Origin of the sequence: Actinacidiphila glaucinigra (genome assembly GCF_035918135.1) — a bacterium.
Lineage (GTDB): Bacteria > Actinomycetota > Actinomycetes > Streptomycetales > Streptomycetaceae > Actinacidiphila > Actinacidiphila glaucinigra.
Genome location: NZ_CP109144.1, coordinates 2,170,939 through 2,182,894 on the forward strand (window position 1 = coordinate 2,170,939; position 11,956 = coordinate 2,182,894).

The 11,956-nt window shown below is 70.9% G+C and carries 11 protein-coding genes; 5 read left to right on the forward strand and 6 right to left on the reverse strand.

What is annotated here, in order from left to right; translation table 11 throughout:
* The first annotated feature begins 44 nt into the window (after positions 1 to 44).
* Positions 45 to 2,261: a S1 family peptidase gene (locus OIE69_RS09605; protein WP_326571530.1), complete on the forward strand. Its 2,217-nt coding sequence runs from the start codon at positions 45 to 47 to the stop codon at positions 2,259 to 2,261.
* Between the two features lie 410 nt (positions 2,262 to 2,671).
* On the opposite strand, the gene OIE69_RS09610 is transcribed toward OIE69_RS09605, so the two are convergent.
* On the reverse strand, positions 2,672 to 2,950 hold the full coding sequence (locus OIE69_RS09610) for a hypothetical protein (protein WP_326571531.1): 279 nt from the start codon (positions 2,948 to 2,950) through the stop codon (positions 2,672 to 2,674).
* On the opposite strand from OIE69_RS09610, the gene OIE69_RS09615 reads away from it, so the two are divergent.
* The 3 genes from OIE69_RS09615 (at position 2,943) to zwf (ending at position 6,088) form a co-directional block, all read left to right on the forward strand.
* Positions 2,943 to 3,344 (forward strand): hypothetical protein, encoded by a 402-nt coding sequence (locus OIE69_RS09615; RefSeq protein WP_326571532.1) that lies wholly within the window; start codon positions 2,943 to 2,945, stop codon positions 3,342 to 3,344. The genes OIE69_RS09610 and OIE69_RS09615 overlap by 8 nt on opposite strands.
* 247 nt (positions 3,345 to 3,591) lie before the next feature.
* Positions 3,592 to 4,623 carry a phosphogluconate dehydrogenase (NAD(+)-dependent, decarboxylating) gene (gnd, locus tag OIE69_RS09620; RefSeq protein WP_392567485.1) on the forward strand — a complete coding sequence of 344 codons (1,032 nt, stop codon included), beginning with the start codon at positions 3,592 to 3,594 and terminating at the stop codon, positions 4,621 to 4,623.
* A gap of 7 nt (positions 4,624 to 4,630) precedes the next feature.
* Positions 4,631 to 6,088 carry a glucose-6-phosphate dehydrogenase gene (gene zwf, locus OIE69_RS09625; protein WP_326571533.1) on the forward strand — a complete coding sequence of 486 codons (1,458 nt, stop codon included), beginning with the start codon at positions 4,631 to 4,633 and terminating at the stop codon, positions 6,086 to 6,088.
* Between the two features lie 98 nt (positions 6,089 to 6,186).
* Here zwf and OIE69_RS09630 read toward each other — a convergent pair whose 3' ends face one another.
* From OIE69_RS09630 to OIE69_RS09650, 5 genes are all read right to left on the reverse strand, one after another.
* Positions 6,187 to 7,878 (reverse strand): hypothetical protein, encoded by a 1,692-nt coding sequence (locus tag OIE69_RS09630; protein ID WP_326571534.1) that lies wholly within the window; start codon positions 7,876 to 7,878, stop codon positions 6,187 to 6,189.
* A complete protein-coding gene (locus OIE69_RS09635) occupies positions 7,875 to 8,600 on the reverse strand; it encodes an ABC transporter ATP-binding protein (protein WP_326571535.1) in 726 nt (241 codons plus the stop codon). The genes OIE69_RS09630 and OIE69_RS09635 overlap by 4 nt, the downstream gene beginning before the upstream one ends.
* A gap of 284 nt (positions 8,601 to 8,884) precedes the next feature.
* Positions 8,885 to 9,106, reverse strand: a complete 222-nt coding sequence (locus OIE69_RS09640) for a helix-turn-helix domain-containing protein (RefSeq protein ID WP_326571536.1) — start codon at positions 9,104 to 9,106, stop codon at positions 8,885 to 8,887.
* A complete protein-coding gene (locus OIE69_RS09645) occupies positions 9,106 to 9,597 on the reverse strand; it encodes a DUF2975 domain-containing protein (protein ID WP_326571537.1) in 492 nt (163 codons plus the stop codon). Before OIE69_RS09645 ends, OIE69_RS09640 begins: the two co-directional genes overlap by 1 nt.
* A 323-nt stretch (positions 9,598 to 9,920) precedes the next feature.
* Entirely contained in the window at positions 9,921 to 10,829 is a 909-nt protein-coding gene (locus OIE69_RS09650) for a LysR family transcriptional regulator (RefSeq protein ID WP_326571538.1), read from the reverse strand.
* A gap of 241 nt (positions 10,830 to 11,070) precedes the next feature.
* Between OIE69_RS09650 and OIE69_RS09655 the strand changes: the two genes are divergently transcribed.
* A complete protein-coding gene (locus OIE69_RS09655; RefSeq protein ID WP_326571539.1) occupies positions 11,071 to 11,844 on the forward strand; it encodes a sulfite exporter TauE/SafE family protein in 774 nt (257 codons plus the stop codon).
* Positions 11,845 to 11,956: the final 112 nt, after the last annotated feature.

Genomic DNA, 11,956 nt, shown 5'->3' on the forward strand with positions numbered 1-11,956 from the left:
CTTGACAGCGCCAGACACGGCGTTCACCTCTTCGGAGTTCCCCCATGCCCATAACCCGTCCTCATGTGGCCTTGACGAGCGCTCTGCTCTCGGCCACCGCGGTCGCAGGCGCCGTCGCCGCCGCGCCGGCCCACGCTGTCACCGGAAGCCCCGCGGCCAGCGGCAGCTACGCCTTCACCGCTCGCATCGACATCGACAACGGCGCACGGGCCTGCTCCGGCGCGCTGGTCGACACCGACTGGATCGTCACCGCCGGCTCGTGCTTCGTGAACGACCCCGCGAGCGGGACCACGCCGCCGGCCGGCAAGCCGGCCAAGCCCGTCACCGCCACCATCGGCCGCACGGACCTGACCACCACCTCCGGTGAGGTCCGGGACATCGTCGAACTGGTACCCAGAAGCGACCGCGACCTCGTGCTGGCCCGGCTCAGCCGTCCCGTCACCACCGTCGCACCGGTCAAGGTCTCCTCGACCGTGCCGGCCGCCGGCGAGCAGCTCACGGTCACCGGCTACGGCCGCACAAAGACGGAGTGGGCGCCCCTCAAGCTGCACAGTGAAGCCTTCAGCGCGGGAACCACCCAGACCACCACCACGCAGATGACCGGCCAGAACGGCGCCGCGGTCTGCGCCGGAGACACCGGCGGTCCCGCGCTGCGCCCCTCCGGCAGCGCGTACGAGCTGGTCTCCGTCAACAGCCGCTCCTGGCAGGGGGGCTGCTTCGGCCAGGACACCGCCGAGACCCGCACAGACGCGGAGAACGCCCGCGTGGACGATCTCGGCGACTGGGTGCAGAGCGTCGTCAGCAAGGCGAGGGTCTCGGACTTCAACTGCGACGGCATCGAGGACATCGCCATCGCCGACCCCAAGGCGACCGTGGGCGGTGACTCCGGCGCCGGCCTGATACGCGTCGTCTACGGAGGCGGAAAGGGCACGGCCGAGATCAACCAGGATCTCGACTGGGTGCCGGGCGGAGCCGAACCGGACGACTCGTTCGGCGAGTCCATGGACGCTGTCGACTACAACCAGGACGGCTGCACCGACATCGCCGTCGGCACCCCTGCCGAGGACCTCGCCACCGCCACCGACGCGGGCATGGCCGACATCCTCTACGGCGCCGCCAACGGAGTGGGAACGGGCACCCTCAAGGGCACCCACTTCGAGCAGGGCCAGGGCACCGGCGTACTCGGTTCCTCGACCCCTGAGACCGGCGACCGACTCGGCCATGCCCTCGCTGCCGGCACCACCACCGCGGGCGAACCCTTCCTCGTCGTCGGCATACCCGGCGAGTCCCTCGGTTCCATCGCCAAGGCGGGCAACGCGCTCTACATACACGGCAGCAGCGCGGCCGTCGTCGGCATCAGCCAGGACAGCACGGGCGTGCCCGGTACCGCGGAGGCGAACGACGGGTTCGGCAGTGTTGTCGAAGCCGACGCCACCCACATCGCCATCGCCGCACCCAACGACGCCATCGGCACCAAGACCGGCGCCGGCACCGCCATCGTCTTCGACCACAAGCTGAACGCCGAGGGCAAGCCCACGCCGCTGTTCGGCCTCGACCAGGACCTCGACACCGTCGCAGGCGCCGCCGAGGCCGGCGACCAGTTCGGCGCTTCCCTGGCCATGATCTCCTACCGGCCTTCCAGTACCTCGACGACCACCGACTCCATCCTGGCCGTGGGCTCGCCGGGAGAGGACCTGGACATCGACGGTGCCGCCAAGGCCGACGCGGGCAACGTCATCACCTTCCGTGTGACCGCGGCCGGTACCTTCAGCCAGATCACCGAGATCGACTCCGGTACCGCCACCGACGACGTGACCGGCACCTCCGAAGCAGGCGACCGCTTCGGTCAGACAGTGGCGGCGGTGAACACCGCGCCCCGCGCGGTCGGCTCGGCCGCCACGCTGAAGCTTGCCGTCGGTATCACCGGCGAAGCCATCGGCACCACCACGAAGGCCGGCGCGATCACCACCTTCTCCCTGCTCGGCTCCCCCGGGGCCAACGACCACTGGATCGAGTCCGGTGACGCGTCCGGCATCCCGGGAGCCCCGACCGCCAACGCGCAACTGGGCGCGAGCCTCCACTTCACCGCAACCAACCTCTACGTCGGCATGCCCTACGGCCCCAGCACCTACGGCGCCGTCCACTCACTGCCCATGAGCAACGTGACAGCGGGCGGCACCAACGGCAGCATCACCACCTTCCAGCCGGGCAGCGGCGGCCTCCCCGCGGCGGGCGCCCGCTTCGGGTACAACGTCCGCTGATCCCAGCAGGCACAACCCTCGCCTGTCCCTCGACGCCGATCGCGTCGAGGGACGGGCGGGAAACCTGCCCGAATGCGGCCACGACCCCGTGAATCCGGGCGCCGCCCGACGACGTCGGCGTCCTCTGCGACCGCGGCCTGATCGACGGCATGAACCCGCGAAGCCCTCTGCCCAGCCGCCCCCGGCGTCGGACAGGGGGCTTCGCGGTTTTGCTCGGCACCAACGAAACGGGTTCCCTCGGCCCCGCAGGGTCCGTCACCCGATCCCGACACGTGGCCGCGTGGTCTGCGCGTATGCGGAATCGCAATCGTCGATTCGGCTTCCTGTGCAACCCGTCCGGGCTGCGGCGTAGTAATGAGTGGCGAGCGGATCACCGCCTCCGGCGGCCGAGGCCGTACGCACGAGGTTCATCAACCAGCGAGGAGCGTCACGTTGTCCGGATTCAGAGGTGTCCCCATAGCCGCCGCGCTGCTGGGCGGGGTCCTGTTGCTAACGGGGTGCACCGGTTCCTCCGGGTCCGACTCCGCCGCCGCTGCGGCCACTTCGCCTTCGCCGGAGGCGTCGTCCTCGGCGGAGGTGTCGGCAGACGTGTCGGCCTCGGCGGACGCGTCGGCGAGCGCCTCTCCCTCGGCCCCATCCAGCTCCGCCGCGCCGCGGCCCTCGTCCCGCTCCACCACTCCCATGGCCACCACCGCCACCCGGCAGGCGCCCGCTTCCGTCCCCGGCTGCCGCAACCTGGCCGCCGGCGGCGAGCTCAAGGCCGCGGTGACGCGGGCGTACCAGCGCGGTTTCCCGCGCTTCGCGCACATCGCACCGGCGCCGGGGCGGTTCTTCTACGGTCAGTGCGGCACCGTCCGCTACGCAGCCGCCCAGTTCCAGCCCACCCAGGGCGCCACCGAGGGCGAGCTGGTGGGCCTGCAGGACGAGGGCAGCGCCATGAAGTACTTCCGCGCCTCCTCCGGGAGCGACTGGAGCTACGTCGCCACCGACGGCTTCCCCGCGAGCGAGGGCGGTTGCCGCGCCATCCCGCAGATCCCGCGGGCCCTGGCCACGGCCTGGCGGAACTGCCGCGTCGCGCGCTGAGGTGGGCCGCCGGGCGAGGCGGCACAACAGGCGCGTCACCGGGACGGCGCAGTGCGGCAGGGGGGCTCCGGCCGCGGCGCCGCCCCCGCCGGCGAAGGGGGATCGCAGGTCGGGGCCGCCGACGTACGACGTTCCTCTCGTCGCACCAAATGTCGCGGATGGGTAGGTTTTCAAGGAGCCGCCCTGAGGCGTGGGACAACAGGACCTCCGGCCCGCCGGAGGCCGCCGAGGAACGGGGAAACCGACGATGGCCACTGACTCACCCGTGCAGCTCGGCATGATCGGCCTCGGCCGCATGGGCGCCAATCTGGTGCGCCGGCTGATGCGCGACGGCCATCCGTGCGTCGTCCACGACCTCAACCGCGACGCCGTGCTGGAGCTGGAGAAGGAGGGGGCGACGGCCGCCGCCTCCCTCCAGGACTTCGTGGCGAAGCTGGCACCGCCCCGGAACGTGTGGCTGATGGTCCCGGCGGGGGTGGTGCAGTCGCAGCTCGACGAGCTCACCGCCCTGCTGGAACCCGACGACACCGTCATCGACGGCGGCAACTCCTACTACCGCGACGACATGGCCCGCGCCCGGCAGCTCGCCCCGCGGGGCATCCACTACGTCGACTGCGGCACGTCCGGCGGCGTCTGGGGGCTCGACCGCGGCTACTGCCTGATGATCGGCGGCGAGGCCGAGCCCGTGGCGCGGCTGGACCCGATCTTCCGCACCATCGCGCCCGGACGCGGGGACGCCGAGCCCACGCCCGGCAGGACCCGGACGGACGGGACGGCGCCGGAGGGCTATCTCCACTGCGGGCCGAGCGGCGCCGGGCACTTCGTGAAGATGGTCCACAACGGGGTGGAGTACGGGATGATGGCGGCCATCGCCGAGGGCCTCAGCATCATCCGGCACGCGGACGCGGGTCTGGGCCGCAGGGCCGTCGACGCCGAGACCGCGCCGCTGCGCGAGCCGGAGGCGTACCAGTACGAGATCGACGTGGCCGAGGTCGCCGAGGTGTGGCGGCGCGGCTCCGTGATCGGCTCCTGGCTGGTCGACCTCGTCGCCGACGCGCTGGCCCGTTCACCGCAGCTCGACCAGTTCACCGGCCGGGTCTCGGACTCCGGCGAGGGCCGCTGGACCGTTCAGGCGGCGATCGACGAGAGCGTGCCCGCCCCCGTCATCAGCGCCTCGCTGGCCGAACGGTACGCGTCGCGCGGACTGGGCGAGTTCGGCGACAAGGTGCTGTCCGCGATGCGCGGCGAGTTCGGCGGCCACGCCGAGAAGACCGGGTGAGGCCGCCATGTCCCACGCTTCCCCCTCCCAAAGTCACGGCCAGATCCCCGAGGACCACGTGGTGGTCCTGTTCGGCGCGACCGGAGACCTCGCCCGCCGCAAGCTGCTGCCCGGTCTTTTCCACCTCGCCAAGGCGGGGCTGCTGCCCGCCCGCTACCGGATCGTCGGCTCGGCGCCGGCCCAGAGCGCGCTGAGCGACGAGGAGTTCCGCAAGCACGCGCGGGACGCGGTCGCCGAGTTCGGCCGGTCGAAGCCCCAGGGCCGGGCGTGGGAGGAGTTCGAGGCCGCCCTGTCGTTCGGCGCGTGCGACGTCGGCGCCGCCGGGCCGCTGGTCGCGGCCGTACAGGAGGCCGAGCGGGCCATCGGGGGCAGCCCGCGGCGCCTGTTCCACCTCGCGGTGCCGCCGAGCGCTTTCACCTCCGTGATCGAGACGCTCGGGGCGAGCGGACTCTCCGAGAACGCCCGGGTGATCGTGGAGAAGCCCTTCGGCACGGACCTCGCCTCGGCCCAGGCACTCAACGCGTCGATCCACGCCGTCTTCGACGAGTCCCGGGTCTTCCGCATCGACCACTTCTTGGGCAAGGAGTCCGTCGACAACATCCTCGCCCTGCGTTTCGCCAACGGCCTCTTCGAGCCGGTCTGGAACCGCGACCACATCAGCCATGTGCAGATCGACGTGCCGGAGAGCATCGGCATCGAGGGCCGCGCGCAGTTCTTCGAGGGCACCGGCACGTTCCGGGACATGATCGTCACCCATCTCTTCCAGCTGCTGGGATTCATCGCCATGGAGCCGCCCACGGCGCTCCAGGCGCAGTCCCTGCGGGACGAGAAGGAGAAGGTCTTCGAGTCACTGCAGCCCGTGGACCCTGCGCATGTCGTGCGCGGGCAGTACGAGGGGTACCGGTCCGAGCCGGGCGTGGACCCGAAGTCGGACACCGAGACGTTCATCGCGCTGCGGGTGGGGATCGACAACTGGCGGTGGGCGGGGGTGCCGTTCTACCTGCGCTCGGGCAAGTCCCTGGCCGAGGCGCGGCATGTCGTGACCCTGGGCTTCCGGGAACCGGCGCTGCGCATGTTCCCACTGGCCGCGCGCGGCCACGCCGGGGACCGGAGCAACGCGCTGGTGATCGACTTCGACGACCCGGGCCGGATCACGGCCTCGTTCCTGGTGAAGGACCCGGGCCCCGCCATGCGCCTGAGCAGGGCGGAGATGGTCTTCAGCTACGCGGAGTCCTTCAACTCCATGCACGCGCTGGAGGGCTACGAACGCCTGCTCCTGGACGCGATGCTGGGCGACCAGTCGCTGTTCACCCGCTCCGACGGCATCGAGCGCCTGTGGGAGGCGTCGACCCCGCTGCTGGAGAACCCGCCCCCGGTCGAGCCGTACGCCAAGGGCTCGTGGGGCCCGGACAGCGTCCGCCGGCTGATCGCGCCGCACCACTGGAGCCTGCCGCACCGGAAGTGAGCGGCAGGCGGCCGAGCCCGGGAGCCGGCTGCGGCGAGCATCACCGGCTCACCCCCTGACGTGAGGGATGCCGGCGGCATAGGCCACCGGCGCCCCTGTCAGTCCGCCAAGGGAGCCGTCAGGTTCCCGATCCGCGTGACCGCCCAGCGCACCATGATCACCGTCACCATGGCGCTTGCCACGGCGGCGGTGACGATCGAGGCGGCCGAACCGGAATGCAGCGCCGTCAGGAACGGGACGACCAGCGTGACCACCGCCGCCAGCGCCCCGGCGCCGTACCAGCCCAGGAACAGCACCGGGCCCATGCTGCCGGTGGGAGACTGGGCCGACGACATCAGCAGATGGTGCTTGGTCGCCCCCCGGCAGGCGTTGACCAGCGAAGCGCCCACCAGCGGCGGCACCAGGGCCGGTGCCAGCAACGCGCGGGCCCCCGCGCCTTCCCCGGCCAGCACCCCCGCCGTCGCCAGCGCGCCCACCAGACCCAGCACGACGGGCACCGCCGTGTGCCGCAGCATCAGGTCCCGGTAGGGATAAGGCGCCCACGACGCGCGCCGGGTGTCGTCGGTCTCCACCCGGGCGGGCTCCATCAGCTGGGTCAGCGACCAGTAGCCGAAGGCCAGTGCGGCCAGCGCCGCCGCCACGCCCGTCCCGCCGTGCGCCGAGGCCGCCAGCACCGCGCCCAGGACCGCCAGCGCCCCCAGCACCACTGCCCGGCCCAGCCGGCCCGGGGTCCGCAGCAGCGCGAGGGTGTCCCGCCACGGCACCGCCAGTTCCGCCCGGCGGGGCGCCGGCAACCTCCATTGCGCCGACCGGCCCCCGCCGATGACGCCCGCCACCGCCTGCCGCGCGGTACGGAACTCCACCGTGCGCAGCGCGGCCATCACCCCGGTCGCGGTCCGCGAACGCCGCCGTACCGCGGACAACGCCAGCGATCCGGTGAAGCGGTGTGCCGCGGCCAACGCGCCGGCCACCACCACCGCCAGCAGGACGCCCGCGGCCCAGCCGCCCGGCAGCGCGGCCGGCGTGGGGGCCAGCGCGGCCAGCCCGGCCCAGCCCCAGGGCCCGGACCACAGCTCCACCCGTTCCAGTCCCGGCAGCCGGTCGCCGCTGACCGCCAGCACGGTCTGCGCCATCAGCGCCAGCACCGCCATAGCGACGTACGGAGTGGCCAGCCGGGCCCAGCGGGCCACCCGCTCGCTGCCTTCCACGGCGGTGGCCAGCGCGGTGGCCAGCAGCGGCAGACCGCTGCCGCCCAGCAGGCACCAGCCGAACGCGGCCGGCAGCCCCACACCGACCGTCAGGCCCAGCGCGATCATGCCGATCGCCGAGACCAGCAGCCCGGCGCCGCCGGCAACCGCGGCCGACCCCAAGAACCACGGCCGCAGCACCTTGGCGACGTCCACCGGCTGGGCCAGCATCCAGTCCACGGTCTCGCGCGGCGGCACCACCGGTCCTCGCCACTGGGCGTCCCAGGCGGCGATCAGCAGCCATCCCAGCCCCAGCGCGCAGGACCCGGCCGGCAGCGCGGCCAGGATCGCCGGTCCGTGACCGGAGTAGTCGGCGCCCATCGACTTCTCGAGGAACAGCCCGAGACTCGGCAGCCCTCCCCACACCGCGAGGAGCAGCGCCACGCAGTACACGGTGTACGCGATCTGGTTGGTCCTCTTGCGGCGGTGCGGGGTGCGCAGGTCGCGGACCAGCCGCAGCGTCTCCCGCGTCCAGTCGTCCTCGTCGGACCAGGCCGCGGCGTGCTCGCCCGTCTCCTCGGCCCCTTCGGCAAGGGTGGTCACCGGGCACCGTCCGGGTTCTCGGCCAGCCAGGTCAGTCCGTCGGTCCCGGTGGCGAGCACCTTGTCCGGGTGGCCGTCGGCCACCACCTTGCCGTCGCTGAGGACCAGCACCTGGTCGGCGACCGCACGGGCCAGTTCTGCGTGGTGGGTCACCAGCAGCACTCCGACGCCCTCCGCGGTCTCCTTTTTGATCAGGTCCGCCAGCTGCCGCCGCGCGCCGGGGTCCAGTCGCTGTTCCGGCTCGTCCAGGAGCAGCAGGTCGCGCGGCCGGACCATCGCGGAGGCCAGCAGCAGGGACTGGAGCTGCCCGGAGGACAGTGCCCCGGGGAGCGCGTCGGCGTGGTCGGTCAGCTTCCGCTCGGCCAGTACGTGGCCGATCCAGTCGCCGGCGTCCTCCACCCCGTGGGCGACCGCCACCAGCTGCAGGTGCTCGCGCACGGTGAGGTCGGGGTAACAGGCCGCAGTGTCGCCGACCACCGCCACCCGGGCCCGGACCGCCGGGTCGTTCTCGTTCATCGGCTTGCCGTCGAACGTCACCGTGCCGGTGCTGGGCCTGTCGCGACCGGCCGCTATGCGCAGCAGTGTCGATTTGCCCGAGCCGTTGTGGCCGAGCAGCGCCACGCACTTCCCGGACCGCAGTCGCAGGTTCATGGTGGCCAGCGCTGTGCGCTTGCCGTAGACCCGGCTGACGCCGCTGAGCTCGAGCAATGGTGGTGCACCCATGTCGCCGGGCCTCTCGTACCAGGAACGCTGTCCCCGCTTCGACCTCGGGGTGACGGCCCGGAGCGGCCCGGCCATTCTCCATGCTTTGTCCGACCGAGGGCCATCGGCCCTGGGTGTCCTCGGTCTCCTCCGCGTGCGGGGCGCAGGCGGGTCCGGCCCTGCGCATGTTGCCGCCGGCAGCGGGTGGTGGCGCCGCAGGTGATTGGCGATGCACGTCCATGCGGTCCACGTGCCGTGTATCGGGCCGGTGGTGCCGGGCGTTCTCACGTCCGCCCCGGGGCACGTCATCCGACCACGGCGTCCTCGGTCTCCCAGCGCAGCAGGTCGCCCGGCTGGCACTCGAGCACCTCGCAGAGCGCGGCGAGCGTCGCGAAGCGCACCGCCTTGGCGCGGCCGTTCTTGAGTACGGCAAGGTTGGCGGGCGTGATCCCGACGCGGTCCGCGAGTTCGCCCACGGACATCTTCCGCCTGGCCAGCATCACGTCGATGTCGACGGCGATCGGCATCAGATCACCTCGTCCAGCTCGGCCTGCATCTGCGCCGCTTCGACGTCGCGCGCGACGGCCTGGGCGAGCAGCATCCGCAGCACGTGCACGATGAGCGCGACCCCCAGGATGGCCACGCCGATCCCGCCCATGATGAGGGTGACGCCCGGGTCCTCCCGCTGGCCTGGCGCATTGACGATCGTGACGGCGAACCAGACCAGGGCAGCGGCCACGATCGCGCCGATCACGGCGTCCACGTACCGGAAGGCGGCATGGGAGAACACGGTGCCGCGTCGCACCATCGTCACGAGCCGCCATACGCAGACCAGGGCGACCTGGACCGTCACCATTCCCAGGATCGTGATCACGCGAAGCGAGGTCAGCGGCATCGACCCGTCCTCCGGGTCGTTGCCCGACACCAGCACCCACACCATCCCTGCCTGTACGAACACGGTGCCGGCGAGCACCACCACGAGCACGGCGTGCAGGGCACGAACTGTCAGCTTTCCCACGACTCACCTTCCATCGAGCTACGATGGAAATCTATCGAGTTTCGATAGATTAATCAAGAGTTGCGGCGATGGACAGGTAAGCGGCCTCGCACCCTGGCGGGACGCCCTCGCCCCCCCTCTGGCGAACTGACGATTGCGCGAACCGTCTCCACATTGTCGAAGTCAGCCTCAACTGGGCACAAATCGGACGCCACCCGACTACACCGAAGCACTGCGCAGCCGTCACGTCCGTACCCCGGCCCGGCCGTATACCGCACACGCCAAGAAGTAGGTCGCCGTCGCCCACCCCTGGCGAACCGCAGTCAGTGATGATGTGCGATTCCTCAACGCAGGCGATCCAGAATGTATTGCCGCAGGGAAGCGGTTGCCCTGCTCTCCGTGCGCGTGATCGACCACGCCAGAAGAATGGGACGGGACGCCGGCGGACTACTGATCGGAATTTCGATCGAGCCGCTCGCGTCCGGAGCGGTGGCCAGGATGCAGACGCCGAATCCGGCCGCGGTCAGGCCGCGTAGGGTGGCGGTGTCGGTGCTCTCGAACACGATGTGCGGAGTGAACCCGGCAAGAGCGCAGAGCTGTTCCGTAGTGGCCCGCAAACCGTATCCGCGGGGCAGGGCAAGGAAGTTTTCCGAAGCGACGTCGGCAAGCGCCACCCGGCTGCGCGTGGCCAGCGGGTGCGCCGGGGGAACGACGAGCACGAGCTGCTCAGTGAGCAGCTTCGCGGCGGCGAACTCCGAGGAATCCGGTGCCGGCGAGGTCAGGCACAGATCGATATCGCCTTCGCGCAGTGCGTCGTGCAGAAACTCGGATCCTCCTTGATGCAGGGTGATCTTCACTTCAGGGTGGCTGCCGCGGTAAGCGCGCAGGATCTCAGGTACCAGACGAGATCCCAGACTGTTGAGGAATCCGAGAGCTACCACACCTCCGTTGCCGTCCAGGTTCTCGGAAAGATCCGCACTGGCCCGATCGAGACCCTCCGAGCATCGCAGCAGCGCTTGCTGGAGGGCTCGGCCGTGGCGGGTCAATCGGACCTGTCGCCCGACGCGGGTGATCAGGGGCAGCCCGAGCCCGCGTTCCCATCGGACCAGCGCACGGCTGAGGCTGGACTGGGCAACCCCCAGCTCCGCTGCGGCATGTGTGAGGTTTTCGTGACGGGCGATCGCGAGGAATTGAACCAGCGGTGAGGCGAAGACGTCCGCCACGTCGGGCTTCGCGGGACGGGGGTCGGTCACGAAGCCATTATGCGCGGGCGCATCGTTGGCCCGCAAAACCGCATTGGACGCATCAATGCGACGCTGTCAAGCTCGCAGTCGTGGTCACCCATGCGCAATGCGATCCCGAGTATCCGGTGCGGACGGACGAACGCGACTCGCGAACCTTGCCCGGCGGACGGCATCCCGCTGCCGCACATGTGCGGTTCACCTCTGGTCCGGTCGGCGCCGATGCGGTGGCCCCCATGCCGGCTTCGCGGCCATGACATGGTGGCATGCGGTGATCATCTTGATCGCCGGAATCTGGGCCGGCGCCATCAATTCGGTGGTCGGTTCGGGCACCCTCGTGACATTCCCGGTACTGGTGGCGCTCGGCTACCCGCCGCTGACCGCGACCACCTCGAACGCGATCGGGGTGGCGCCGGGTTCCGTCAGCGGCGCGATTGGATATCGCCACGAACTGAAGGGGTTCGGGCCGCGGCTGGCCCGGCTCTCGGTCGCCTCGTTCTTCGGCGCGATATGCGGCACGGTCCTGCTGCTGTCACTGCCGCCGAACGCGTTCGAGTCGTTCCTGCCGCTGCTGGTCGGCCTCGCCGTAGTACTGGTGGCCGTCCAGCCCAAGGTCTCCGGGTGGATCGCGAAACGCCGCGCAGCCGATGGTGTCATGGAAGCGGACCATCCCGGCATCACCCCGCTGCTGCTGTTCTTCACCTTTCTGATCGGTGTCTACGGCGGGTATTTCACCGCCGCACAGGGCGTGTTGATGATGGGGGTGATGGGCATGATGCTGTCCGAACCTCTGCAGCGGCTCAACGGCGTGAGAAACGTCCTCTCCGCCTTGGTGAACGTCGTCGCCGGCACGATTTACGCCTTCGGGGCGCCGATCAACTGGTCCGTTGTCGCCCTCCTCGCGGTCGGCTCGACCCTCGGTGGGCAGCTCGGCGCCAAGATCGGACTCAAACTGAAGCCCGCCGTGCTCCGCGGCGTGATTGTCGCGGTCGGTGTCGGCGCGATGGTCCATCTGGTGACGAAGTAGGTAAGCCCTCCGCCGCGTTCAGGACATGCCGTTTCGATACGCCGCACACGCCGGCCCGGGGACATGGCGGATGCGGGGCGAACGTTCCCTTCGTTCCGGGCGCCTTTGCCCA